This is a genomic window from Oleiharenicola sp. Vm1, from assembly GCF_047777955.1.
In the GTDB taxonomy this organism is placed as follows: domain Bacteria; phylum Verrucomicrobiota; class Verrucomicrobiia; order Opitutales; family Opitutaceae; genus Didemnitutus.
The window spans coordinates 485346-509049 of sequence record NZ_CP180537.1 but is presented as its reverse complement, the minus strand read 5'-3'; the positions used below and the strand labels follow the sequence as shown (position 1 = coordinate 509049).

Annotated in this window: 21 protein-coding genes; 10 read left to right on the top strand and 11 right to left on the bottom strand. The window is 71.7% G+C overall.

Annotated elements, in window-relative coordinates; all coding sequences use genetic code 11:
• Positions 1-8: 8 nt before the first annotated feature.
• Entirely contained in the window at positions 9-1820 is a 1812-nt protein-coding gene (locus ACMYLB_RS03215) for a tetratricopeptide repeat protein (RefSeq protein WP_415909539.1), read from the bottom strand.
• A 299-nt stretch (positions 1821-2119) separates the two neighbouring features.
• Here ACMYLB_RS03215 and ACMYLB_RS03210 point away from each other — a divergent pair, with 299 nt between their 5' ends.
• Positions 2120-3454 (top strand): tetratricopeptide repeat protein, encoded by a 1335-nt coding sequence (locus tag ACMYLB_RS03210; RefSeq protein ID WP_415909538.1) that lies wholly within the window; start codon positions 2120-2122, stop codon positions 3452-3454.
• Between the two features lie 189 nt (positions 3455-3643).
• Here ACMYLB_RS03210 and ACMYLB_RS03205 read toward each other — a convergent pair whose 3' ends face one another.
• Both ACMYLB_RS03205 and ACMYLB_RS03200 read right to left on the bottom strand, forming a co-directional pair.
• On the bottom strand, positions 3644-7177 hold the full coding sequence (locus ACMYLB_RS03205; RefSeq protein ID WP_415909537.1) for a TonB-dependent receptor plug domain-containing protein: 3534 nt from the start codon (positions 7175-7177) through the stop codon (positions 3644-3646).
• A 40-nt stretch (positions 7178-7217) separates the two neighbouring features.
• On the bottom strand, positions 7218-8693 hold the full coding sequence (locus ACMYLB_RS03200; protein WP_415909536.1) for a glycoside hydrolase family 28 protein: 1476 nt from the start codon (positions 8691-8693) through the stop codon (positions 7218-7220).
• A gap of 367 nt (positions 8694-9060) precedes the next feature.
• Between ACMYLB_RS03200 and ACMYLB_RS03195 the strand changes: the two genes are divergently transcribed.
• The 5 genes from ACMYLB_RS03195 (at position 9061) to ACMYLB_RS03175 (ending at position 13947) form a co-directional block, all read left to right on the top strand.
• Entirely contained in the window at positions 9061-10431 is a 1371-nt protein-coding gene (locus ACMYLB_RS03195; RefSeq protein WP_415909535.1) for an MFS transporter, read from the top strand.
• A 35-nt stretch (positions 10432-10466) separates the two neighbouring features.
• The gene (locus tag ACMYLB_RS03190; protein WP_415909534.1) at positions 10467-12065 is read left to right on the top strand and encodes a glycoside hydrolase 43 family protein; all 1599 of its coding nucleotides are present in this window, start codon (positions 10467-10469) and stop codon (positions 12063-12065) included.
• Positions 12066-12164: 99 nt separating this feature from the next.
• Complete coding sequence (locus ACMYLB_RS03185; RefSeq protein WP_415909533.1) at positions 12165-12389, top strand: LacI family DNA-binding transcriptional regulator; 225 nt, start codon at positions 12165-12167, stop codon at positions 12387-12389.
• Positions 12335-13204 carry a substrate-binding domain-containing protein gene (locus ACMYLB_RS03180; RefSeq protein WP_415909532.1) on the top strand — a complete coding sequence of 290 codons (870 nt, stop codon included), beginning with the start codon at positions 12335-12337 and terminating at the stop codon, positions 13202-13204. Before ACMYLB_RS03185 ends, ACMYLB_RS03180 begins: the two co-directional genes overlap by 55 nt.
• Before the next feature lie 131 nt (positions 13205-13335).
• Positions 13336-13947, top strand: a complete 612-nt coding sequence (locus tag ACMYLB_RS03175; protein ID WP_415909531.1) for a hypothetical protein — start codon at positions 13336-13338, stop codon at positions 13945-13947.
• Here ACMYLB_RS03175 and ACMYLB_RS03170 read toward each other — a convergent pair whose 3' ends face one another.
• The 5 genes from ACMYLB_RS03170 to ACMYLB_RS03150 form a co-directional block, all read right to left on the bottom strand.
• The gene (locus ACMYLB_RS03170) at positions 13948-14238 is read right to left on the bottom strand and encodes a hypothetical protein (RefSeq protein WP_415909530.1); all 291 of its coding nucleotides are present in this window, start codon (positions 14236-14238) and stop codon (positions 13948-13950) included. It lies immediately after the preceding gene.
• Positions 14172-15194: a WD40 repeat domain-containing protein gene (locus ACMYLB_RS03165; protein WP_415909529.1), complete on the bottom strand. Its 1023-nt coding sequence runs from the start codon at positions 15192-15194 to the stop codon at positions 14172-14174. The genes ACMYLB_RS03170 and ACMYLB_RS03165 overlap by 67 nt, the downstream gene beginning before the upstream one ends.
• 59 nt (positions 15195-15253) lie before the next feature.
• Entirely contained in the window at positions 15254-16174 is a 921-nt protein-coding gene (locus ACMYLB_RS03160; protein WP_415909528.1) for a hypothetical protein, read from the bottom strand.
• Positions 16165-16890 carry a protein kinase domain-containing protein gene (locus tag ACMYLB_RS03155; RefSeq protein WP_415909527.1) on the bottom strand — a complete coding sequence of 242 codons (726 nt, stop codon included), beginning with the start codon at positions 16888-16890 and terminating at the stop codon, positions 16165-16167. Before ACMYLB_RS03155 ends, ACMYLB_RS03160 begins: the two co-directional genes overlap by 10 nt.
• Positions 16891-17099: 209 nt before the next feature.
• On the bottom strand, positions 17100-17726 hold the full coding sequence (locus ACMYLB_RS03150) for a sigma-70 family RNA polymerase sigma factor (RefSeq protein WP_415909526.1): 627 nt from the start codon (positions 17724-17726) through the stop codon (positions 17100-17102).
• Positions 17727-17846: 120 nt separating this feature from the next.
• Here ACMYLB_RS03150 and ACMYLB_RS03145 point away from each other — a divergent pair, with 120 nt between their 5' ends.
• Positions 17847-18764, top strand: coding sequence for a caspase family protein (locus ACMYLB_RS03145; RefSeq protein ID WP_415909525.1), 918 nt, complete (start codon positions 17847-17849; stop codon positions 18762-18764).
• Between the two features lie 160 nt (positions 18765-18924).
• Here ACMYLB_RS03145 and ACMYLB_RS03140 read toward each other — a convergent pair whose 3' ends face one another.
• The 3 genes from ACMYLB_RS03140 to ACMYLB_RS03130 form a co-directional block, all read right to left on the bottom strand.
• A complete protein-coding gene (locus tag ACMYLB_RS03140; protein WP_415909524.1) occupies positions 18925-19161 on the bottom strand; it encodes a hypothetical protein in 237 nt (78 codons plus the stop codon).
• Positions 19128-20888 carry an FG-GAP-like repeat-containing protein gene (locus ACMYLB_RS03135; protein WP_415909523.1) on the bottom strand — a complete coding sequence of 587 codons (1761 nt, stop codon included), beginning with the start codon at positions 20886-20888 and terminating at the stop codon, positions 19128-19130. The genes ACMYLB_RS03140 and ACMYLB_RS03135 overlap by 34 nt, the downstream gene beginning before the upstream one ends.
• Before the next feature lie 165 nt (positions 20889-21053).
• Entirely contained in the window at positions 21054-22007 is a 954-nt protein-coding gene (locus tag ACMYLB_RS03130; RefSeq protein WP_415909522.1) for an MBL fold metallo-hydrolase, read from the bottom strand.
• 186 nt (positions 22008-22193) lie between these two features.
• On the opposite strand from ACMYLB_RS03130, the gene ACMYLB_RS03125 reads away from it, so the two are divergent.
• Genes ACMYLB_RS03125 through ACMYLB_RS03115 form a run of 3 tightly spaced genes read left to right on the top strand, consistent with a single transcriptional unit; the run spans position 22194 to position 23689 of the window.
• On the top strand, positions 22194-22757 hold the full coding sequence (locus ACMYLB_RS03125; RefSeq protein ID WP_415909521.1) for an RNA polymerase sigma factor: 564 nt from the start codon (positions 22194-22196) through the stop codon (positions 22755-22757).
• A 27-nt stretch (positions 22758-22784) separates the two neighbouring features.
• Complete coding sequence (locus tag ACMYLB_RS03120) at positions 22785-23225, top strand: anti-sigma factor family protein (RefSeq protein ID WP_415909520.1); 441 nt, start codon at positions 22785-22787, stop codon at positions 23223-23225.
• Complete coding sequence (locus tag ACMYLB_RS03115; protein WP_415909519.1) at positions 23222-23689, top strand: HEAT repeat domain-containing protein; 468 nt, start codon at positions 23222-23224, stop codon at positions 23687-23689. Before ACMYLB_RS03120 ends, ACMYLB_RS03115 begins: the two co-directional genes overlap by 4 nt.
• Positions 23690-23704 lie beyond the last annotated feature (15 nt).

The window sequence follows — 23704 nt, the reverse complement described above, 5'->3', positions numbered from 1 at the left end:
CGGGAAAGTCAGCGGCCGAGCGCCGGGTTGAGTTCGACGGCGGCGCGGTAGTGCTCGTTCGCCTCGGCCAGGCGGCCGAGCTGGCGCAGCGCGAGCGCGAGCTGGAAGTGCGCGAGCGCGTAGTCCTCGTCGAGCGCGAGGGCGCGCTGGAAGTGCGGCACGGCCTCGGCCGCGCGCTGGAGCTGGAGCAGCGTGGCCCCGACGAAGAACTCGTTCGGCGCGCGCGCGGGGTCGAGCTCGGCCGCGCGCTGGAAATGCGGCAGCGCCTCGGCGGGCTGGCCGCGGTTCATGGCGGCAAGACCGAGGTTGCACCACGCGGTGGCGAAGCGCGGGTTCAGCCGCACGGCGTCCTCGAAGCTGCGCGTCGCCGCCGCCGCGTCGCCGAGCGCAAGCAGGGCGCGGCCGCGGGTGTTGAGCGCGTCGGGATACCGCGGGAGCAGGGCGAGGGCCTTCTCCGCCAGCGCGCGCGCCTCGGCGGCGCGGCCCTGGTCCACGTATTGGCCGGCGAGGTTGTTGAGCGCCTCGGGGAAGTTCGGACGCAGGCGCAGCGCCGCCTCGAGGTGCGGCACGGCCTCGGCGGCGCGGCCGTCGGCGAGAAGGACGAGCGCGAGGTTGTTGTGCGCCATCCAGCAGTCGGGGTTGCGCGCGAGGGTGTCGCGCCAGAGCGTGGCCTCGTCGCGGTAGACGCCGGCGCGCTGCCAGGTGAGCGCAGCCAGGACGGCGAGCACGGCGGCGAACGCGCCGAGCGTCGCGCCGCGGCCGAAGCGCGCGAGCGCGGCGGCGACGCCCGCCCCGGCGAGCGCGAAGAGCGCGAGGCTGGCGAGGTATTGGAAATGGTCCGCGACGAACGAGAACAGGAACGGGTAGACGTTCACGAAGCCGAGCACGGGGAAGAGCGTGCCGCCGAAGAGCAGCGCCGCCGCCAGCCCGGCGCGCCGCCCGCGCCGCGCCAGCCCGACGCCGGCGGCGAGCGCGCCGAGCGTGGCGAGCGGGAAAAGCCATTGCCACCACGTGCCGGCGTCGACGGTCCAGCGCGGGTAGATGAACGTCAGGTCGACCGGCGCGACGAGCGTGAGCACGTAGTGCCACGGCACGCGGGCCGCGAGCAGCCCGCGCCCGACGGCGCCGAGCTCGAACTCCGCGCCCTGCGCGCCGATCAGCTCGCGCTCGAAGTGCGCCGTGAGCAGGCCGGTGAGCGCCCCGACGACGAACCACGGCAGCAGCGGCGCGACGTCGCGGCGCCACTCGATCCGGCCGCGGCGCCACCACGTCACCACGAGCAAGGCGGCGGGGAGCGAGGCGGTGACGGTCTTCGTGAGCAGGGCGAGCACGAAGAGCCCGCTCGCCGCCGCGTAGGCCGCCGGCCGCCGGTTCGCGTCGAAGCGCAGCCACGCCAGCGCGGCGGAGAGATAGAAAAGCGCGGAGAGGGTGTTCTTCTGCTCGGAGATCCAGGCGACGGACTCGACGCCCACGGGATGCAGCGCGAACAACGCCGCCGCGGCCCACGCGCCGGGCACGGCCAGGCGGCGGAGCACGAGGGCGAAGAGGCAGGCGTTGGCGGCGTGCTGCAGGACGCTGACGAGGTGGTAGCCGAGCGTCGCGTCGCCCCACAGCCGGTGCTCGAGCCAGAAGGCGGAGTGCAGCACCGGGTAGTATTGCTGCGTGGCGCCGACCTCGACCCAGATGCGCAGCAGGCCGCCGAGCGAGCGGAGATCCGCCCGGGTGAGGTGGCCATCGTCGTCCCAGAGGAACGCGCCGCGCAGGGACGGCAGGTAGGCGACGAACGTCGCGAGCACGAGCAGCGCGCAACCCCAGAACACGGGCGAACCGAGGGCGCGGCGGCGGGAGCGGAGGCTGTTCGCGCGGAGCGGGACACGGCGGGAAAAACGTAGGGCGCGCGCGGCGCGGCGCGATAGCAAACACGCGCGGGCGAGCATTCCTGTTGCGACGCGGCGCACGCGGCCGCTAGTTTCGGGCGCAGCGTGGAAGTCAAAACTCCCAGACTTTGGTCCGGCGTGCTTGCCGCCGGCGTTTTCGCGTTGCTGCTGTATTTTTCAGTCCGCCCTTCGCCGCCTGGCGGGCATGGGCGCGGGCGCCGGAGGCGGGCTTTCTCTGGGAGGTGCGGCGCGGCGTCAGCGTGCTCGAGCAGGTCAAGGCGCTCGGCGCACCGCTGCCGGACCCGCTGCACAGCGCGATCCAGTGGCGGCTGCTGTTTCCGGCGCTCGGGCGCGCGCTGAGTTTGCCGGCGGGGCTGTTGTTCGGGCTCGCGCCGGTCGGCGCGGGGCTCGTGCTGTGGAGCGCGGTGGCGCGGGCGCGCCAGGGCGGCGCCGGCTGGCTCGAAGCGGCAGCGGCGGCGGTGGCGGTCGGCGCGGGCGCGTGGTTTTTCGCCGCGACCGGCTGGCTCGGCTACTACGATTCCTGGGTGGTGCTCGCGCTGGTGGCGGTGGCGTTCGCGCCGCGGCGCGAGTGGGTCTGGCTGGCGTGCCTGGCGGCGCCGTGGATCGACGAGCGTTTCGTGCTGGCGGTGCCGCTGGCGCTGCTCTGCCGCCACCTCGAGGGCGGCCCCGAACGGCGCGCAGCGTGGAAACTCGAGTGGGGCGTGCCGCTGGCGCTGGCGGCAGCGTTTGCCGCGGTGCGCCTGTTCGTCCTGCCCGGCAGCGCGGCGAACGCGACGGTCGGCGGCTATTTCGCGTGGCTGGATTTCTCGCGGACGCCGTGGACGCAGTTCGTCTGGGGCGCGTGGGAGGGCTGGCGCTTCGGCTGGGTGCTCGCGGGCGCGGCGCTGTGGGCGGTGCAGCGGAAGCACGGCCCGGCGGCGGCGGCGCTGCTCGGCGCGACGGCGGGCGGGGTGCTGCTGGCCGGATTGCTGACGGCGCAGGATTTCAGCCGATCGATGCTGCTGCTGGCGCCGGTGGTGTGGCTGGGCCTCGGCGCGGCGGACGACGTGCCGCGGCCGCGGCGCGCGGCCGGGCTGGCGGCGCTCGCGGGGGCGGCGCTGCTGTTGCCGGCGCACCAGGTGATGAGCGAGTCGGCGGTCCCGGTGATGACGCTCAACCACGAGCTCGGCGCGCTGCGCGAGCCGCCGCCGCGGCTGGCGCCGGCGACGTATGAATTGAAGGGCGTCGAGCTGATGGAGCGCGGCGATCCGCGGCCGGCGGAGATCGCGCTGACCCTGGCGATCAAGCTCGACACGCGGCCGACGAGCGCGTGCAAGCACCGCGGGCTGCTCTACGCGAGCGCGCAGCGGTGGCCGGAGGCCTTGCAGGATTTCCGCGCCTGGGCGGACAACGCGCCGGGCGACCCGGATGCATGGTTCCTCGTCGCGCAGGCGGAGGCGGCGCTCGGCAACGCGGCGCGCGCGAGAGACGAATTGCAGCGCGCCCTCGGATTGGCGCCGAAGGAATGGGCGGCGCGGCCGGACGTGACGCGGTTCCGGGCGAGGCTGGGGCTCTGAGGCTCCCGCCGCCGTGGGGCGGCGGCCGCACGGAGCGAAAAGGGGCGGCAACACGCTCCGTCGCCACTCCGACGCGCACCACCATCCGCGGCGGGCCCGGGCGCGGACGAGGGCCGGCGCGCAAAAAAAAATCGCCGCCGGAGATCCGGCGGCGATGAGAGCGGACGAGGCGAGGCGTGGCGCTGAACGCTAGAGGTCGAACGTCACGCTCAGGATGAACTGGCGCGGGTCGACGATGCGGTAGGCGTTCGGCGTGCCGTCGGGGAAGGCGCCGATGGGCTGGAGGCGGCCGTTCTCCTGGATGTTGCGCACGTTGAGCTGGATGTTCGCCGCGATCTTGTTCGACCAGAGCTTGGTCCGGTAGGCGATGAAGGCGTCGAAGTAGGCGTGCGCCTTGTCGTAGATCGGATTGTTGGGGTCGAGCTCGAGGATCTGCTGGTTGGCGGCGAGCAGGGCCTGGTAGTCCTTGCCGTAGTAGCCGATGGCGCCCTTGTCCTCCCAGCGGACGGCGCCGCCGATCTTCACGTTCTTGAGATATTTGTTCTCCGTGATGCCGGCGAGCTTGAAGGACGAGCTGAGCTTGAAGGCGTATTTGCGGATGCTGGGCTTCGACTTGCCTTCCTGCTGCTTGATCACGGCGTAGGGCGCGGTGACGAAGACGGCGTGGTTGGCCTGCGGGGTGTTCGAGCCGTAGGTCGAGGTCCACCAGAGCGCGTTGTTCTTGGTCGGATCCGTGATGGTGGTCCAGACGGGCGTGCGCTCGTCGATCCACTGCTGGACGGTCGAGGAGATGTTGGAGCTGATCGATTCCGTCTCGGTGGCGGAGGCCGCGACGGTCCAGTTCGAGCTGGGGTTGTAGTTGAGCTCGATCTCGGTGCCCTTGGCGGTGATGTCGTTGGTCGCGGCGATCGTGCCGGCCTGGAAGGCCTGCGCGAGGGCTTGCGAGGTGGCGGTCGGGATCTTGGTGATCTGCGCGATTCGCGCGTTCAGCGCATCGCCGCTCAGGCCGTCGGTGTTCCAGGCGCCCGCGATGAGGAACGGCAGGTTCCAGGCATCGACGGAGCCCGTGCTGTAGAGGATGTCCTTGCGGAGCACGCGCTGGGCGACCGTGTTGGCGTCGCCGTCGCGGGCGTTGTATTGGTTGGTCTTCCAGCGGTTGACGCGGAGGACGAACTTGCCGTCGGCGAGCGGGAGCCAGAAGCCGTAGTCGGTGCCTTCGCCGGTGACGTTGGGCAGCGGCTTGAGGTAGAGGTCGACCGCGGGGGCCAGCGGGAAGAAGTTGTCGGATTTGTTGAAGGTGAGCGAAATGTTGCGGGCCACGTCGGCGACGAAGCCGGTGATGCCGGTGCTGTTCTCCGCCGTCCGGTTGATGGCCTTGATGTCGCGGAGCGGGCGGGCGACGAGCGAGAGCGTCTTGGTCTTGCCGACGTTGTAGCGGTAATCGCCGCCGGCCCAGTGGCTGTCGGTCTCGAAGTCGTGCTGGGTGTTGTTGACGACGAGGGTCGGGGCGGCGCCGTTCTTCGAGAACACCTTGTCCTGGCGGTAGCCGACGACGGCGACGAGCTTGCCGTCGAAGAGCTGGCTCTGGAGCACGGCGCCCGGGGTCTTGATGATCTGCTTGAGGTTGTTGGCGCCGCCGGTGCCGTCGGTGGTGGCGATCAGGTCGAGGCTTTGCGCATCGCGGAAGAAGGTGCCGGCGTTGGTGGGGAGATTCGAGGAGACGGTGTAGCCGCCCCACACGAAGGGATAGGAGCCGTAGTCGTAGGTGGACGGCGCGTAATCGATGCGGCCGTTGCTGTTGCCGCCGACGTAGTAGCGAACGTATTGGCGCAGGATGTTGGGACCGGCGGTCGGGCTGCCGCTGGGCGCGGCGCTTTGGTTGGCGCGGGCGTAGTTGCCGGTGACGGCGGAGAGCCACGACGGGCTCGAGGTCATCGCCTCGCGATAGGAATACACGCGGCTGACGCGATACTTGTATTCGTCGTAAACGGAGAGCTGCTGCACGCCGAGCCACTTGAGCAGGTTGTTCTCGTTGCGGAGGTCGAGGCGGTAGGCGGCCTGGGCGCGGTAGGTGTCCCAGGTCGACGGCGACCACTTGGTGAGCGGCTCGGTGGAGGCGAGGTAGGTCTTGCCGAAGAAGGGATTCACGCTGCCGTCGAGGTTCCGCTCGTTGACGTCGACGAAGAGCTGGCCGCTCTGGCCGGAGGTGCCGGAGTTGCCGAGCGGCGTGCGGGCGTAGCGCTCATTGTCCTCGCGGAGCGCGCCGAGCTGGACGGCGAGCATCTGGCGCGGGGTTTCGAAGACGATCTGGTCGAGCTGGGCGTTGTAGACGAGGGTGCGGTCCATCAGGCGGTTGACCGAGGAGACGTTGATGTCGGACCAGTCGTAGATGCTCTTGTCGCTGACGGTCGGCGTGGTGGTCCAGAGCGGCTGGTTGGTGTAGCGGCCGGGGGAGGCGCTGGCGGAGCCGAGGTTCTCGCTCGATTGCAGCAGGCGGATCGTCTGGTTGTTGGCCGTCGGGGTGGCGATGCCGCTGGAGGGGGCGAGGTTGTTGGTGTTCGGCGCGGTCCAGTAGGCGATGCCGTTCTGGTCGACGTAGAGGTTGGCGCGGGTCTGCATCGTGCCGGCGCGGGAGAGGCCGAGGCTGTTCAGCGAGTAGGTGACGCCGTTGTAGGTGGCGGTGGCGGTGTCGGAGGTGAAGGTGCCGATCGTCGCGCCGTTGAGGTGGACCTGCTGGAGCACGGGATCCCAGGAAGCCTTGCCGGCCGCGACCCAGTCGCTGACGTAGTCGCGCGGCGGGGTGTAGTTGGGGCGGTTGCCGTTCATCCGGTAGTAGAGCATGCTGCCCGAGATGGTCGTGTTCTTGAACGGCTTGTATTTCACGAACGCGTTGTAGCGGACGGTGTTCACGCCGGAAGGCTTGCGGACGAAGCCCTCGTGCTGGAACGCGCCGTTGGCCCGGATGGCGAGCTTGTCCTTGAGGAGGACGCGGTTGAGGTCGAGCGCCGTGCGGTAGCCGTCGTAGCTGTCCGCGCGGAACTCGACGCGCGAGATGTCGCGGAAGAGGTTGGCGCTGGTCGCGACCTGGTTGACGGTGCCGCCGGCGTTGCCGAGACCGAAGACGCTGGCGTTGGGGCCGCGGGTGATCTCGATGCCTTCGATGAGGATCGGGTCGATCGACATGCGGCCGCTCATCTCGTAGTTGTTGTAGGAGATGTTGGCCGATGAAACGCCGCGGAGGCGGTTGGCCTGGCCGGGGTTGAGCTGGACGTTGTCGGCGAGCTGGCCGTTGCGGTCGACGGCGTAGTCGGTGTAGGTGCCCGTGCCCTCGGCGCCGGCGGTGTAGAGGAACACGTCGTTGATGTCGACCATGGCGAAGTCGGCCATCTGCTCCTTGGTCATGACGGTGATCGACGAGCCGAGGTCCTCGAGCTTCGTGTTGAAGCGCGTGCCGGACATCGTGTTCGAGGAATAGTAGCCCTTGGTGTCCTGCTTCACTTCGAAGGGCGAGAGGACGACCACGTCTTCCGGCGCGGGGGCCGCCGGGGCGGGATTCGCGGTGTTGGCGTCGGTGAGCTTCGAGCGCGGCTCGGCCGGCGCGGGCGCGGCGGCGGCCGACGCCGGCGCCGATTGCGCGAACGCCGACCCGGTCCAGGCGGCGAAGGCCAGCAGCGCGACGCCGAGCGTGCGCTGCGAGGTGTGCAGTCGATTGCGGATGTTCATGGGGGGATGGGTTTGCTTTTCTGACGAAGGGAAAACGCGCTCACGGCTGGCCGGGCGCGGCGGGAAAGGGCTGGCCGTCGACGGTGACGTCGGCGCCGGCGCCGAGGACGAAGCGCGCGCCCTGCGCCGGCGCGAGGGCGCAGCGGCGGAAGGCGAGGCCGCGGGCGTGGGTGGCGAGGACGCCGCGCTGCGAGACGATGGCGCAGTCCTCGAACACGACGTTCTGGATCGGCGCCGCGGGCAGGCCGGTGATGCGCACCGCGACGGGCGCGCCGGCGGCGGCGACCCGGCGCACGGTGATGTTGCGGATCAGCGGCGGCCGCTGCCGGGTGACGGCGCTGGGGTCGGCCGAGTAATCCAGATTGATGATCGCCACCTCGTATTTGAGATCGCGCGCGGTGATGGCCTCGACCCAGACGTTCTCGACCACGCCGCCGCGGTCGGGGCGGGACTTGATGCGCAGCACGCGGTCGGTGCCGGCGAAGTCGCAGTCGTGCGCGTAGACGTTGCGCACGTCGCCGGACATCTCGCTGCCGATGACGATGCCGCCGTGGCCGCGCCGGCTGGTGCAGTGGCGCACGACGACGTTCTCGGTCGGGCGCGCGACGCGCCAGCCGTCCTCGTTGTAGCCGGACTTCAGGACGACGCAGTCGTCGCCGGTGGAAAAGGTGCAGTATTCGACGAGGACGTTGCGGCAGGAATCGGGGTCGAGGCCGTCGTTGTTTGGGCCATCGGTGTCGACGGTCACGCGGCGGACGATGACGTTCTCGCAGTAGACCGGATGCAGCGTCCAGTTCGGGCCGCTGCCGATGGTGAAGCCCTCGAGCAGCACGTTGCGGCAGTCGACGAAGGAGACGAAGCTCGGGCGGATGGCGGCGGCGCGCGTGCCGAAGACGCGCTGCTCGACCGGCACGCCCTGCGCGGCGAGCGCGGGCAGGCCGCTCTTTTCCTGTTTCTTCCACGGCCACCAAGCGGCGGCGTTGCCATCGAGCCGGCCGGGACCGGTGACGGCGATGTTCTCGCAGCCGTGCGCGTAGATCAGCGGCGAGTAGTTGAAGCAGTCGATGCCGCCCACGCGCACGCGCACCGGCGGCAGGTAATCCTCGAAGACGTCGCTGAACACCACCACCGCGCCCGCGGCGAGGTGCAGGTCGATGTTGCTGCGGAGGTGGATCGGCCCCGTGAGCCAGCGGCCCGCCGGCACGACGACGTGTCCGCCGCCCGCCTCGGCGACCGCCTCGATCGCGCGCGCGAAGGCCGCGGTGTTCTTCGTCTGGCCGTCCGGCACGGCGCCGTGATCGGCGATGCTGACCGTGCGCTCGGGAAACGTCGGCCGCTGCAGCTCCGGCATGGGAAACGGCGCCGTGATCGGCGCGATCGGTTCCAGCGCCTCGTCGCCCGCCGCGACCGCCGCCAGCGGCCACACCCACAGCGCCGCCGGCATGCACAGGCGCGCGAGGCGCGGCAGGGCGCGCCCGGGGCGGAGCGAGGGGAAGGACAACCCGGAGGGTTGCATGCTGGGATGACACCCGACGCGGACGCGATTGCTGCGGAGCATCAATCGGCTGGGCCGATCGGGACGGGGAATGTGCAGGGGTGGGTAGAGAGCGAACTCGGCAGATCGGGGAAGACGCCGTCGCGGCTTTTCCGATGATGGTCAATGATGCGCCTCGCCTCCGGACCGGGCAACGCGAGGCGCGTTCGCATCGTTGAACATCGCGCCGCCGGGGCAGACCGCGGACCGAGCGCGAGCGCGCTCCGCAATCAACGATGCGAACAGGCGGGTCGTTGCCGCGTCCCCGCGCGCCGGGTTGAGTGCGGGCCGTTTCGCGACCACCCCGCTGTTTCCGTCCGGTCGCCACCCCACCCTCGCTCGTCTGGTCATGAGCTCCGCCCTTCCCTCTCCCGCGCCGGCGCGCGTCGGCCGCTTCCGCTGGGCAATCTGCGGCCTGCTGTTCTTCTCGGTCGCGATAAACTACATCGACCGGAACATCATCGGCATCCTCAAGGGGCCGCTGAGCCACGAACTCGGCTGGAGCGAGACCGACTACGCGCACATCGCCTCGGCTTTCCAGTTCGCCTACGCCTTCGGCTATCTGCTCGGGGGCCGGCTGATGGACCGGATCGGCATCCGCCGCGGCCTGCCGATCGCCGTGGCGGTGTGGAGCGTCGCCGCGGCGGCGCACGGCCTCTGCTCGCTGCTGCCGCTGGACCGGGCGTTGACGGTGAACCTGTCCTGGCTCGCCAGCCTCGGCGTCACCGCCTCGCTCGTGCTGCCGTTCTCCGTGGTGGGCTTCATGAGCGCGCGGGTCGTGCTCGGCCTGGCGGAGGGCGGCAACTTCCCCGGCGCGATCAAGACCGTCGCGGAATGGTTCCCGCAGCGCGAACGCGCGCTGGCGACCGGACTCTTCAACGCCGGCTCGAACATCGGCGCGATCCTCTGCCCGTTCGTCGTGCCACGCATGTATGCGAGCTGGGGCTGGCCGGTCACCTTCTACGTCACCGGCGCGCTGGGCCTCTTCTGGCTGGTCGCCTGGTGGTGGCTCTACGAGAACCCCGAGACGCACCCGCGCCTCTCCGCGGCCGAGCGCGCCTACATCCGCGAGGGACAGCCGGCCGCGGCGCCCGCCACCGGGGCGCCGGAGCGGATCGGCTGGGGCGCCTTGCTCGGTTACCGCGCCACCTGGGCCTACCTCGCGATGAGCATCCTGGCCGGCCCGGTGTGGACCATCTACATGTTCTTCCTGCCGGATTTCCTCCAGAAGCGCTACCAGCTCCCGCTCGTCGAGGTGGGCAATTGGACCGCCGTGTTCTACTTCGTGGCGTCCTTCGGCGGCATCGCGGGCGGCTGGCTCGCCGGCCATTTCCTGGGCCGGGGCTGGAGCGTGAACGCCGCGCGCAAGGTCGCCATGCTGCTCTGCGCCGTCGCCGTGCTGCCGATCTACCTCGCGCCCCACGTGCCGACCGTCTGGCTGACCGTGTTGATCGTCGGCCTCGCCGGCTCCGCCCACCAGGGCTGGTCGGCCAACCAGTTCAGCTTCGCCTCCGACACGATGCCCAAGGCCGCCGTGAGCTCGCTCGTCGGCCTGGGCGGCTTCATCGCCTATTTCACCGGCGGCTTCACCGCCGAGATCATCGGCGTCGTGCTCAAGCACACCGGCAGCTATGCGTCGATCTTCGGCGTCGCCTCGGTGATGTATGTCTCGGCGCTGCTCGTCATGCACTTGCTCGTCCCGCGCATCGGGCACAAATGAGTCCCGTGTTCCGCGCCCTTGCCCTCCCGCTTCTCATGACCCTCACCCCGGCCCTCTCCTCGTCCGCCCCGGGCACCGCGGCCTCGCCGGCGCCGTGGGCCGCCGATGCCGGCGACGGCACCTACCGGAACCCGATTCTCTACGCCGATTACTCGGACCCCGACGCGATCCGCGTGGGCGACGACTACTGGATGACGTCCTCCAGCTTCGGCCACGTGCCCGGCCTGCCGATCCTGCACTCGCGGGATCTGGTCAACTGGACGCTGGTCAACCACGCCCTGCCCGCCCTCGTGCCGCGCGAGCACTTCGCCACCCCGCGCCACGGCCAGGGCGTGTGGGCGCCGGCCCTCCGCTTCCACGCGGGGAAATTCTGGATCTTCTATCCCGACCCGGACTTCGGCGTCTACGTCATCACCGCCGCCGATCCGCGCGGCGCGTGGTCGGAGCCGAAGCTCGTGAAGGCCGGCCAGGGCCTCATCGACCCGTGCCCGCTCTGGGACGACGACGGCCAGGCCTACCTGATCCACGGCTGGGCCAAGAGCCGCGCCGGCATCAACAATCTCCTCACGCTCCACCGCCTCGCGCCCGACGGCTCGCGCGTGCTCGACGAGGGCAAGGTCGTCATCGACGCCAACCAGCTCCCCGGCTGGCGCACGCTCGAGGGGCCGAAGCTCTACAAGCGCGACGGCTACTACTACGTCTTCGCCCCCGCCGGCGGCGTCACCGAGGGCTACCAGGCGGTCTTCCGCGCGAAAAACATCTGGGGACCCTACGAGAATCGCATCGTGCTCGAGCAGGGCGCCACGCCCGTCAACGGTCCGCACCAGGGCGCGTGGGTCGACACGCCGGGCGGCGAACACTGGTTCCTGCACTTCCAGGAGCTGCCCGCCTACGGCCGCGTCGTGCACCTCCAGCCGATGCGCTGGCGCGACGACGGCTGGCCGGTGATGGGCAACGACCCCGACGGCGACGGCAAGGGCGAGCCCGTGCTCCGCCGCGCCAAGCCCGCCCTGCCGCCGCAGCCGCCGGCGGTGCCCGCCACCTCCGACGACTTCGCCGCACCGACCCTCGGCCGGCAGTGGCAATGGCAGGCCAACCCGCGCGCCGAGTGGTTCTCGCTCACCGCCGCCCCCGGCGCGCTCCGCCTCCGCTGCGTCGCCGTCCCCTCCGCCGCCTCGCACTGGCTCACGCCGCAGCTGCTGCTGCAGAAGTTCCCCGCCCCCGCCTTCACCGCCACCACCGTCCTGCGCGCGAAGCTCGAGCAGGACGGCGACGCCGCCGGCCTGATGGTCTTCGGCTACGACTACGCCTGGCTCGGCCGCGTGCGCCGGGACGGCCGCGAGCTGCTCGTGCTCCGCGCCTGCCACGCCGCGCAGAAGGAAAGCAACGAGCAGGAACTCGCCGCCACCGAGGCCCCCGCCGGGGACATCCACCTGCGCGTCGCCGTCGCCGAGGGGGCGCGCTGCCGCTTCTCCTACAGCACCGACGGCCAGAGCTTCACGCCGATCGGCCCCGAGTTCCAGGCCTCGTCGAGCCAGTGGGTCGGCGCCAAGGTCGGCCTCTTCGCCGCCGCCCGCCCGGGCGCGACGAGCCCGGGCTACGCGCAGTTCGACGCGTTCACCGTCGCGCGCTGACGCCGCGGTCGCGCCATTGCGGGCTTGAACGCTCCCCCGCGGCGCGTGACATTCCGCGCGTTCACCCGGGAGAATCGGACGCCACGGCCGCCCCCAGCCATGCCTCTGGAAACCACTTTGGAAGACGTCGCCAAGCGAGCGGGAGTCCACCGTTCGACGGTCTCGCTTGCCCTGCGCAACAGCCCGCGCATCCGCCCCGAGGTGCGCGCGCGCATCCAGCAGATCGCGCACGAGATGCACTACCGCGTGAACCCCTCGTCGCCACCCTCATGCGGTCGCGGCGCTCGGGCCACCCGATCAAGCACGTCTGCCTCGCCTACGTGACCAACTACCCGACGCGCTACGGCTGGCGCCCGGAACACCACGACCGCCCCGATTTCTTCCCCGGCGCCCAGCAGCGCGCCGAGGAGCTCGGCTACAAGCTCGAGCACTTCTGGCTCGCCGAGCCCGGCATGACGCCGACGCGCATGAGCGACATCCTCAGCCGCCGCGCCATCACCGGCGTGCTCCTCGGCCGCCTGCCGCCCGGCCAGGCGTCGCTCGAATTGTGCTGGGAACGCTTCGCCGCCGTCGCCCTCGGCTACACCCTGCGCGCGCCCGCGCTGCACCACGTCGCCGAGGACGCCTTCGGCGGCATCACCCAGATCGTCGAGCAGTGCCTCGCGCGCGGCTACCAGCGCCTCGGCTTCGTCGTCGCCGACATCGACGACAGCCCCAGCTGGGGCAACCGCCTTTTCGGCGCCTTCCTCCGCCAGCAATACCTCCTGCCGCGCGAGCACCACATCCCGCCCTGCGATTTCGAGCCCGGCCCGGGCTTCCGCGAGAAGTTCCTCGCCTGGCTCAAGCAGTGGAAGCCCGAGGCCATCGTGAGCACGCGCGGCCAGCCGATCTACGACTGGCTGCGCGCCGCCGGCTACACCGTGCCGCGCGACATCGGCCTCGCCACCATGCTCAACAACCACCCCGAGCACGGCATTTCCGGCATCTACAACGATCCGCGCGGCCTCGGCGCCCTCGCGACCGACATGGTCGTGGGCATGCTCCACCGCGGCGAAACCGGCCTGCCCGCCGACCCGCACTTCGTGCTCTCCCCCGGCGTCTGGTTCGACGCCGGCACGCTCCGCTCGCCCGAAAAGTGAGCGGTCGGCGCCGGGCCCCGCGCGATCGCCGCTCGCCGCGGACGCGGATTTCCGAAAGATTGCGCCCGCGGCGTGCGTTCCACGCTGCAGACCCCGGGTCGTGCGCCCGGGGTCGCCAACTCCTCCGCACCATGCCCCGTCCCAACGACAATCCCGGCCGCGCCTGGCCGACCCCGGCGCAGCCTCCCGGCCGCGGTCAGCCTCCGGGCAATCACCGTGAATGCGCCTCGCTCTCGCTCCGCCTCACCATGGGCGGACGCGCCGGCGTCACCTGGAACTGCCACGCCCCGTGGGATCCCGCCACCGGCCGCTTCATCTCGCGCCGCAGCGTCTGGCTCACCGGCCGCTACACCACCGGCGGCCAGCCCGGCCGCTTCGGCCTGCACGACACCGGCGCGCAGCACCGCACCAAGCTCCTCTGGGCGCGCCTCAATTCCCCCGACGCGAACGCGAAGCTCGTCGAGCTCACGCGCGTGCCGGGCGCCTCGCCGGCCCAGCCGCCCGCGTGGGTCGACCAGGGCCGCGCGCCGCAGACGGCCAACGGCTTCTTCGCCATCGAGCCCTCCAACCCGCGCATCGCCGGCGGCGGCTGGCTCGAGTTCGACCACCTCTACGAACTCGATTTCAACGCCCCGTGGTGCGAGCTCGAGATCTTCTACGACCAGTATCCGGTCGGCACCGTGGCCGCGCAGCTGGACGACGGCAGTCCGCCGCCCATCCCGCCCTGCGCGATGGAAAGCTGATCAGCGCACCGGCGCCGCGCGCCAGACCCGCACGACGCCCTCCTCCAGGTAACCGGCCAGCACCGCGCCGTCCCCGCTGACGGCCGTCCGCACGACGACGCCGTTCGCGCGGCCGGGCAGCGCGCCGTGCAGGTCGATCTGTTCGCGCCAGTCGCGCGTGTCCACCACGTGCACGACGCCGTCGCGGCCGCCGAGGAACAGCCGCGGCGCGTGCGGGTGGAATGTCACCGCCTGCAGCACGCCGCTGCTCGTCGCGATCGTGTGCGCCTCCTCCCCGGAGATCGCGCGCACGCTGGCGTCCCCGTCGTTCTGGCTCCAGGCCAGCCAGCGGTCGTCGGGGAAAAGCTGCCGTAGAGCGCCGGCCGCGGCGATTTCCACTCGCGCACGAGCTCGAGATTGTCCGCCCGCCACAGGCGCACGCGGCTGTCCCGCCCGCCGGTGGCGATCAACCGGCCGTCGTTCGACACCGCCACCCACCAGATGCCGGTGTGCCCGCTGTCGCGCGTCACCGGCGCGCCGCCCGCCAGGGAAACGGAGCCGAGCCGCGCCCCGCGATCGGTGAACGCGGCCCGGCCGCCGCGCAGGGAGATCGCCGCCTGGATCGGCGTCCACGGCAGCGGCACGCTCGCGGTCGCCGGCGCACCGGCGGCCAGCGGATGCCGCTCCAGCGCCTGCGGCGTCAGCAGCCACAGCTCGCTGTCGTCGAAGGTCACCGGCGCGACGGCGCGGGCGAAGCTCACCCGCTCCCGGCCGCTCGCGCTCTCCACCACGCGCACGGCACCGCCCGGCGCCGTCGCCGCCACCAGCGTCCCGTCGTCCGAAAGGCACAGGGCGCGACCGCCCGCGCTGGGATTCGCGAAACCCTCCAGCGCCGGCAAGTCCGTCGCCGCTCCCGCCGACCAGGCGCGCACGTCGCCGCCGTTGCCGGTCGCCAGCACGCCGGCGCCGTCCGGCAGCCACGCGATGCTCTGCCCGTCGCTTTCCAGTCCGCGCCAGCGGCGCGTGGCCGCGCCCGTCACCGCATCGAGCACGAGCAGGCTCGAGGCCCGGCTGCCCACGGCAAGCCGCCCGTCGTGCAACGCCAGCGCCGCCACCTGCCGCACGCCGAGCGGAGTGCGCCACAGCGTCGCGCCATCGCTCCAGCGGAACGCCTCCACCTCGCCCGTGTCGGCCCAGCCGCAGAACAGCCGGCCGTCATCCAGCGCCAGGGCCGTCGGCCGGTGCGGGGTCTCCCATTCGCGGATCAACGCCAGGTCGCGCAGACGCCACAGGTGGATCCGCCACTTCCCGTCGCCGCCGTGGTTGTTCAGGGTCGCGACCGCGAGCGCGCTGCCGTCGGCCGCCAGGGCGCTCGAGTAATAGCCGCCGTGGTTGACGCGATCGGGCAGCGGAATCTCCGCGTCGGCCCGGCCGGTCGAAAAATCCCAGCGGCGCAGCGCCAGCGCGAGGCCGTTGACGTCGACGACGAGCGTCCAGGCGCGCTGGGCGTCGACCCAGCCGAGCGGGGCGTGGATGCCGTCGACGCCCGCGCCGTCCGCGCGCCCGGCCGCGACGCTCCAGCGGTTGAGCCGTCCGCGCGCGCCCGTGCCCAGCAGCCAGCGGCCGTCGGGGAGAACGCCGCCAGCCCGGTCACGCCGTCGATCGCCTGCTCCAGCCGGCCGTCGGCCAGCGACCACACCCGCACCTTGCTCTCGGCGAACAGCGCCGCCGCGCGCTGGCCGTCGGGCGAAACGCACACGCGCAGGCCGGCCACGCCGCCGGCGTGCAGCACGCGCGCCGGATCGCCCTGCGCCTGGCTTTGCAGCGCCTGCCACTCGAAGCCGCGCAGGTCCGGCTCGCCCGGCGCCGGCGCGCATTCCGCGAGGAAGCGCCGCGCCCGGCCGAAATCGTCGCGCTCCAGCGCCTGCTGCGCCTGGGTGAGCCGCGCGGCGTAGACGCTGCGCCGCGCCAGCGCGTCGCGCTCCGCCTCGGCCGCGGCGCGCAGCCGCTGCTCGCTGTTCGCCCGCTGCCGCTCGGCCCACGCGCCGGTGCCGGCGATGGCCGCGATGATCGCCAGCCCCGCGGCGATGCGCAGCGCGCGGTTGAGGTGCAGCTCGGCGCGGCGCAGGCGGCGCACGGACTTGCCGGCCTGCAGCAGCAGCAGCTCGTCGAGCAGCGCGCCCGCATCGGGGTGGCGGCGCAGCGCGTTGCCCTCGCAGGCGCGGAGCAGCACCTCGTTCAGCTCCATGAATTCGCGGCGGTCCGTCCACTGCGCGAAATCCGGCGGCAGGCGGGGAATTCCGTGCGGTCGAGGCCGGTGGCGAGCTCGTAGAGCAGCTTGCCGAGGCTGAACACGTCGGCGGGCGGCGCGCCCGGCCCCTCCGGCGGCACGAAGCCCTCCGTGCCGACGAAGGTGACCTCGGGCCCGCTGGCGCTCGTCACCAGGCCGACGTCGGCGAGCTTCGGCACGCCGCCGACAAAGATCACGTTCGACTGCTTCACGTCGCGATGCACCAGCCCCGCCTCGTGCAGGCTGGCCAGGGCGCGCGCGAGCGACACGCCGAGGGACACCACCTCGCCCACCGGCAGGCGGCCGCGGCGCGAGTGAACCTCGCGCAGCGTCAGCGGCCGGTAGGTGTCCGGATCGACCACCCGGCCGCGCTCGGCGTCGTCGGCGAGCTCCATCACGTAGTAGAACATCCCGGCGGCGTCGTCGCGCCCGGCGTGCAGCAGCGCCAGCTGCGACGGCTCGCGCAGCGAGACGGCGGCGAAGCGGGTGATGCCCTCGAATTCGCGCGCGAACGGCCGCGCGTCGGGGAAGCGGTCGCGCCAGACGATCTTCACCGCCCGGAACGCGCCGGTGATGCCGCGCGCCAGCCACACGTCGCCATAGCTGCCGCCGCCGATGAGCCGGATCAGCTCATAGTCGGGGATGCGCGGCACGGGGGCGGAGGCGACAGACATGGACCTCCGTGCTTTTGTCCGGTCGGGCCGCGCGAGTCGATAGCGCGGTGCGTCCCGCCGCCCGCGGCCGGAATCGCGCGCCGCCGCCGGAGCAGCGCGGCGCCCCGGCCGGCACTGGACAAAATCAGCGCCCGGTCAGGGCGCCGCACCGTTTTTCGCCGGCGTAGCTCGGGTTGGGTGGCGAAAAGCGGATCGGCGCCGTCGCTAGCTCACGCGAGGCGCGCGCGGATGACCTCCACCTCGACCTTGAGGTGCTTGGTCAGGCGGTGGCTGATGAGGTAGACGGAGGCGGCGTTCACGCCGAGCTCGCGGGCGACCTTCATCACCGACCAGCCCTGGCGGCGGTAGAGATCGAAGATCTGGAAGTGCTTCGCCGGCACGCGGCGCGCCAGCCGCGCCAGCGCCGCCTCGAGCACGTGGCGCTGCCACTCCTCGTCCCACGCGGCGTTCACGTCGGCATCGTCGGGCAGGCGCTCGACCGGATCGGTGCGGTCGTCGTCCGACGGCCGCGCCGCGTAGCGCTCGTGCGGGCGGCGGGCGCGGAGCTTGTCGGTGATGCGCCAGCGGGTGAGGTTCGTCAGCCAGCCGCGGAACGAGCCGCGGGCCGGATCGGCCTCGAACTCGTGCACGGTCTCCGCCACGCGCTTGAAGACGTCCTGCGTGACCTCCTCCGCGTCGGCGTGCGAGAGCCCGGTGCGACGCGCGCAGCCGTAGACGAACTGGTAGTAGAGGCGGTAGAATTCGGTCCAGCTCGCCTCGTCGTTCCAGTCGCGCAGCCGGAAGAGGAGCGTGGGCCGCGTGCGCAAGGTGGAGGGAGGCGGGATGTCGGAGGCCATGGGCGGAAGAGTCATAACCTGACAACGCGAGAGTGCAGCCCAATCTTTCGCCGAAGTGTCGAAAATGCGGAAAAAGAAATTTTCTGAAATAAACGCGCCGGATCGCCCGTTAAGAGGGTGATGCCGAAGTGCTCCTCGCATTCCCACCTGGTCCTCCCGCCGCGCGCGCTGGCGCCGGGCCGGCGCTTTCACAAGCGGGCGCTGCTGATCGGAGTCTCGAACTACCCGGTGGCGCCCGGCGTGCCGCCGCTGCCCCCGCTGCCCGGGGCGGACCGCAACCCGTGGCTGCTCGCCCCGGAGCTGACCAGCCGCGGCTTCGCCTGCGAGCTGCTGCTCAACGAGCACGCGACGCGGGATGAGATCCGGCGCGCGATCCGGGCGCTGGTCATCTCGGCCCGCGCGGGCGACGTCTGCGTGCTGGCGTTCAGCGGCCACGGCTTCTCCCTGACCGGGTCGGGCGCCGCGGCGACCGAGGCCGGCGACTTCCTTTATCCGCACGACGCGCAGACCGCCGGCCCCATCCGCAGCGACGAGCTGCTGCGCTGGCTCGTGCCGGGCGAGAGCCGCGTGTCGCTTTACTGCGTGATCGACGCCTGCCATGCGGGCGCGATGAGCGGCGGCCTGCTGGCGCGCTGGCGGCTGCCGGTCTGGTCGCGTCCGTGGCGCAGCCACCGCGCCGATCCCGACGGCGACACCGTGCAGTCGGACAACACCCTGCACCACGTCGTGCTCAGCGCCTGCCGCGACGACGAGCGCGCGGACTACTCGTCGCGCACCTGCGGCACCTTCACGCGCTCCCTGGTCGACGTGCTGGCGCGGCACCGCCACGCCACGACGCGCAACGTCATGCTGGCGGCCGCCCTCGAGTGCGCGCAGCGCCTCGGCACCAGCCAGCATCCGCTGCTGCGCGGCCCGCAATCCGCGCTCGACGCGGAGATTTTCAGCGCCTTCCGCCGTCCGGTCCCGACCATCCCCGCCGCTTTCGTCGCCCGGCGCATGTTGGTCGGCTCCGAGCCCTCGGAGGCGCTGCAGACTTAGGCTGCCGGGCCCGGCCTGTCGCCAGTGGCCCCGTGCGCAGGCCGGCCCGGCAGTTTCCGTTCAGCTGGCGCGTGCTCATTGTGTTGTGGGGTTGTGCTCGGTGGGAGGGGCGGTGCGAGCCCCTCCCACCCAAGCCACCGCGGCCAGAGCGGCGACGCGCCTACGGGTTCACCGTCACGCGCAGCGGCGCGGCGGCGCGCCCCTTGTCGTCGCGGGCATTGATGCGAAACTCGTAGGTGCGGCCGCGCGGCAGCGTGACCTCGATCGACCACTGCTGCTCGGTGTCGCGGTGCACGAGGGCCTGGATCTCCTGCGTCGGCTGGTCGACCGCGTCGTAGCGGCAGATGGCCTCGAGCGACTTGATCACGCTGTCGGAAAGCGCGGCGACCTCGACCACGATGCGGTAGCGCCACTGCCCGTAGGGCTCCGCCCGGCTCGCGAGGTGGCGCAGCACGGGCGCCCCTCGGGCACGTCGGAACGCGGGCCGTCGACCTTCGTGACGGTCGTGCTGGCCTGCATCGGCACGCGCTGCTTGAGCGGCTCGGGCACGTGCACGCCGTCAGGGCGCGCCGGCGTGGCGTTGTAGACGAGGTTGTAGCCGGTGGCGAAGGCCGGGGTGTAGGCGAGCAGGTCGGGCGCGCCGTCGTTGTCGAAATCGCTGGCGAGGAAAACGCGCTGCTCGGGGAAGTCGTTGCCGCTGGCCAGGCGCGGCCAGACGGGATTGCGGCTGAAGCGCCGGTAGTCCGCGCCGAGGTAGACGCGCAGGCCGTTGCGGCCGGCGATGCCGATGTCGAGGCGGCCGTCGCGGTTGAAGTCCGCCACGGTGATGGACGCGGTGCCGAGACCGAGGTCGAACTCCCGCGAGATGAGCTCCCACGGGTCCTCCCAGCCGGCGCGGCCGGCGGCGCCGAAGACCACGCGGATGTGCTCGCCGTGCTCGACGTCGCTGTCGGTGAGGATGAGGTCGTCGCGGCCATCGCGGTCGAGGTCGGCCACGCAGAGGTCGCGCGCGAAGTCGTCGCGGCCGCCCACGGGCCAGAGGAAGGGCTTGGAGATGCCGCGCTGGTTGAAATACATCCACGCCCCGGTGCAGCGGCCCTTGTCCTCGGTCGTCACCGCGACGTCGGCGAAGCCGTCGCCGTCGAAATCGCCCGCCGCCAGCCGCGTGATGCGGTCGAATTTCACCGTGTAGGCATCGCCGACGGGCGTGACGCCGCTTTGCGCGACCTGGAGGAGGCGGAAGCTGTTGTGGCCCTCGATCGCGGCGATGCCCCAGCCGAGCGCGCCGGTGAAGAAACGGCCGGTGGCCGCGCCGCGGATCGGCTCGGTCGAGCGATACGGCTTCAGCGAGGGCACGAACACGCCCTCGGCCGACCCGAAGAACACCTGCACGATCGGCCCGGCCGCGACCACGAGATCGCTCTCGCCGTCGTGATTGAGGTCGGCGGCGAGCAGCACCTCGGGAGCGAAGCCGTCGAGGCTGGCGAGATCGAGCAGGCCGGTGGTCTTGAAACCCTGCGTGTCGTCGCGCGCGTAGAGGACGATGCCGGACTCGATCGCCGCGAAGCCGCGCACGCGGTTGCCCGCATGCAGCAGCGCCGCGCGCAGCGGCGGGTGCGCGGTGGCGACGCCGGCGGTCGGACCGAAGACGAACTGCGGCACGGCCAGCGTCGCGGTGTTGAACCGCACGGGGGCGTTCGGATCCGTGCGCGGCAGCTGCTCGAGCCAGGTCTCGGCCACGACGGCGTCGCGCGCCGTGCGCGGCAGCTCCAGCGTGCGGGGCAGCGGCTCCGGCACGGGCGTGGCGGCGGCCTCGGCCGCGGTCGGGGGCTCGGGCTTCTCCGGCTCGGGCGGGGGCGGCGCCGAGAGCGGGCGCGCGCTGCGGATGCGGTCGTTCTCCACCCACTCGTCGAACGCCTCGTCGGCGCCCTCGTAGGCCACGAACGCCCGCGACGGCTCGGCCCGCAGCACGATGGCGCGGTGTCCGGCGCCGGCCTTGTCGACGATCACGCGCATGCCGCTTTGCCAGGAGACCGCCGTCGCCGTCCTGCCGAGGCTCGCGCCGAACAGGGCGACAGCGATCGCTGCGAAACGCGGGAAGGAGACGGTGGCGCGGGGAAACATCTCGCGCGGACAATGGGAAGCGGCGCCGCATGGCGCGACGAAAAACTTAGGGTGAACACCCTGTATTTGGCCGCCCGAAGGGCCTGATCCGAGCATTTTCGCCGCGATCATCCGTGCGGCGCGCCTCGGCTCGTCGCACGGGGGAGGCGGGCCTCCCGAACGTGACTACGCCCCGGTGAGCTCGTCGTAGACGACTCCGAGGTTGCCGGGCAGCCGGCTGTTCTGGGCGGCGTGGTAGTCGGGAAAGCCGTCGAGGTTCTGGCGCGTGACGATCTCGGCCTTCGACTTGCCGGCCTTGATCTCCGCCGCCACGTGCGCGACGAGCGCATCGAGGAAAGCGGCCATCGCGAGCACGTCGGCCTTCGTGCCGGTGACGCCGGCCTTCGCGCTGCCGTGGCCGAAGAGGTAGAGCGCATCCGCCGGGTAGGTCTCGGCCAGCTTCGGGAGCGCGTCGCGCCAGTGCCGCACCTGGCAGCCGCCGGCCTTGTCGGTGACGGGATACAGGCGGTTGAAGACGAGGTCGCCGACGTGGACGACGTTGGCCTTTTCAAAGTAGACGGCGATGTCGCCGCCCGTGTGCGACGGGCCGAAGAAGCGCGCGCTCACGACCTCGTCGCCCGCGTCCATCCGCCAGGTGTCGGCGAACAGCGTGTCGGGCAGCGTCGGCTCGCCCAGTTGCGGGCTGCGCGCGGCGGCGGCCTTCTGGAGTGCGGGCACCGCCTCGTGGGCGACGAGCTTCCTCGTCACCGGGCGAAACGTGCCGTTGCCGCCGGTGTGGTCCCAGTGGTGATGCGTGTCGATGACCGCATCGAGCGGGCGGCCGGCCCGGCCGGGCAGGCCCTCGAGAAATTTCGCCGCCGTCTCCGCGAACTGCGTGTCGACCGCCACGAGCGCCTCGCGGTTCGACAGCCACCCGATCGTGCCGCCGCGGCCGGTGAAGTAGCCGACGCCCCGGCGCAGTTCCTTGAACTCGACCTTGATCGGCGGCGCGGCGGGAGCGGGCGGCGTGCCCGCGGTCGCCGGGGCGGTCGGGGCGGTCTGGCCGAACAGCGAGCCTCTCGCGAGAAAGCTGAGCGAGACGGCCGCGGAGGTCGTGGCGAGGAATTCGCGGCGGTTCATGGGCAGGAACTTACGCGCGCACCGCCGCGCCGCCAGCCCTTTCCCGCAACTTTCCTGTAACCCTCCGGGCCGGCCGCGGTATTCCCCGCTGCACACCAGCCATGCCTACGCCCCATGCTCGCCGCCGCTCCAGCCACCGAAATCCGGGTTCCCTCGCACGCGACCGTCGTTAGCTTCACCGCTCACGTGGAAGCCACCGATCACGAACTCATGATTGCCGTGCGCGCCGGCGACATCGCGAAGCTCGGCTCGCTCTTCGAGCGTTACCAGCAGCGCCTCTACGCGTTCTTCGTGCGCATGACCAACCAGCCCGCGGTGAGCGAGGACCTCGTGCAGGTCGTCTTCTACCGCATCCTGAAATACCGCCACACCTACCGCGACGAGGGCAAGTTCACCGCCTGGATCTACCACCTCGCGCGCAAGGTCGCCGCCGACCATTTCCGCAAGCACGCCAAGGCCGCCGCCGCCACCGATCCCGTCGCCCTGCACGAGCACCCCGACGCCGACGGCATCTCGCCCGACCGCTCCGCCACCACGACCGATGACCTCGAGATCCTCCGCGTCGCCATCGCCCGCCTCCCGCACGAACACCGCGAAGTCCTCGTGCTCTCCCGCCTCCAGAACGTCGAGCACAAGGAAATCGCCCGCCTCATGGACACCTCCGTCGGCGCCGTAAAGGTCCGCGTCCACCGCGCGCTGAAGGAACTGCGCGACGTCTACTTCAAACTCCGCCGCGACCAGGCCGCCTGACCGGCGCCCCACCCTCCCCTTTCCGCCATGAACTGCTCCCGCGTCACCGAACTCTTCATCGACTACCAGGACGGCACCCTGCCGCCCGATGAAGCGGCGCAGATGCGCGCCCACCTCGCCTCCTGCCCGACCTGCCAGCGCGAGTGGTCCGCCTTGCAGGAAATTACCCGCAAGCTCGACCAGCTCCCGTCGCCCGAGCCGTCCGCGCGCCTGCGCGAGAATTTCTACGCCATGCTCGAGACGCACCAGCGCGACGCCGACGCGCCGAGCCCGTTCGCCCTGGCGAAGAGCCGCCTCGACCGCTTCTTCGAGCTCCTCCTCCCTCGCAGCCCGCGCTGCAGTTCGCCCTCGCCCTCGCCCTGCTCGCGGGCGGCGTCTTCACCGGCGCGCACTTCCTGCGCCCGCCCGCCGTCGTCGCGCCCGACCCGAAGGCCCAGCAGGAAATCGCCGATCTCCGCGCCCAGGTGAACGGCATGGGCAAGCTGGTGACGTATTCCCTGCTCCAGCAGAAATCCACCAGCGACCGCCTCCAGAGCGTCCTGGCCACGATGGACCTCAAGTCGCCCGACCGCAAAGTCCTCACCGACCTCGTCGGCGCCCTCGCCTTCGATCCCTCCGTCAACGTCCGCCTCTCCGCCGTCGAGGCCCTCGCCCCGCACGCCCAGGAGGACGTCGTCCGCGCCGGCCTGCTCGCCGCGCTGCCCCGCGAAAGCGCCCCGCTCGTCCAGATGGCCATGATCGAGCTGCTCGCCAACGTCCGCGAAAACGACGCCGCCCCGATCTTCGACCGCCTCGCGCGCGACGAAGCCGCCGACAAGAACGTCCGCGAGGCCGCCAAGCGCGCCCTCGCCACTTTGCGCACACCCCTGTCACCGGCTGAACAGAACCCGAATGCCCATAACCCGGAGACCTCGCGCGGCAAAACCGCCTGAGCCCCCTCCAACCCT

Bases quoted from the DNA above. Each gene is read 5' to 3' on its own strand.
- ACMYLB_RS03205 (WP_415909537.1), bottom strand. From the start codon at position 7,177: ATGAACATCCGCAATCGACTGCACACCTCGCAGCGCACGCTCGGCGTC.
- ACMYLB_RS03200 (WP_415909536.1), bottom strand. From the start codon at position 8,693: ATGCAACCCTCCGGGTTGTCCTTCCCCTCGCTCCGCCCCGGGCGCGCC.
- ACMYLB_RS03195 (WP_415909535.1), top strand. From the start codon at position 9,061: ATGAGCTCCGCCCTTCCCTCTCCCGCGCCGGCGCGCGTCGGCCGCTTC.
- ACMYLB_RS03190 (WP_415909534.1), top strand. From the start codon at position 10,467: ATGACCCTCACCCCGGCCCTCTCCTCGTCCGCCCCGGGCACCGCGGCC.
- ACMYLB_RS03185 (WP_415909533.1), top strand. From the start codon at position 12,165: ATGCCTCTGGAAACCACTTTGGAAGACGTCGCCAAGCGAGCGGGAGTC.
- ACMYLB_RS03180 (WP_415909532.1), top strand. From the start codon at position 12,335: ATGCGGTCGCGGCGCTCGGGCCACCCGATCAAGCACGTCTGCCTCGCC.
- ACMYLB_RS03175 (WP_415909531.1), top strand. From the start codon at position 13,336: ATGCCCCGTCCCAACGACAATCCCGGCCGCGCCTGGCCGACCCCGGCG.
- ACMYLB_RS03160 (WP_415909528.1), bottom strand. From the start codon at position 16,174: ATGGAGCTGAACGAGGTGCTGCTCCGCGCCTGCGAGGGCAACGCGCTG.
- ACMYLB_RS03155 (WP_415909527.1), bottom strand. From the start codon at position 16,890: ATGTCTGTCGCCTCCGCCCCCGTGCCGCGCATCCCCGACTATGAGCTG.
- ACMYLB_RS03150 (WP_415909526.1), bottom strand. From the start codon at position 17,726: ATGGCCTCCGACATCCCGCCTCCCTCCACCTTGCGCACGCGGCCCACG.
- ACMYLB_RS03145 (WP_415909525.1), top strand. From the start codon at position 17,847: ATGCCGAAGTGCTCCTCGCATTCCCACCTGGTCCTCCCGCCGCGCGCG.
- ACMYLB_RS03135 (WP_415909523.1), bottom strand. From the start codon at position 20,888: ATGTTTCCCCGCGCCACCGTCTCCTTCCCGCGTTTCGCAGCGATCGCT.
- ACMYLB_RS03130 (WP_415909522.1), bottom strand. From the start codon at position 22,007: ATGAACCGCCGCGAATTCCTCGCCACGACCTCCGCGGCCGTCTCGCTC.
- ACMYLB_RS03120 (WP_415909520.1), top strand. From the start codon at position 22,785: ATGAACTGCTCCCGCGTCACCGAACTCTTCATCGACTACCAGGACGGC.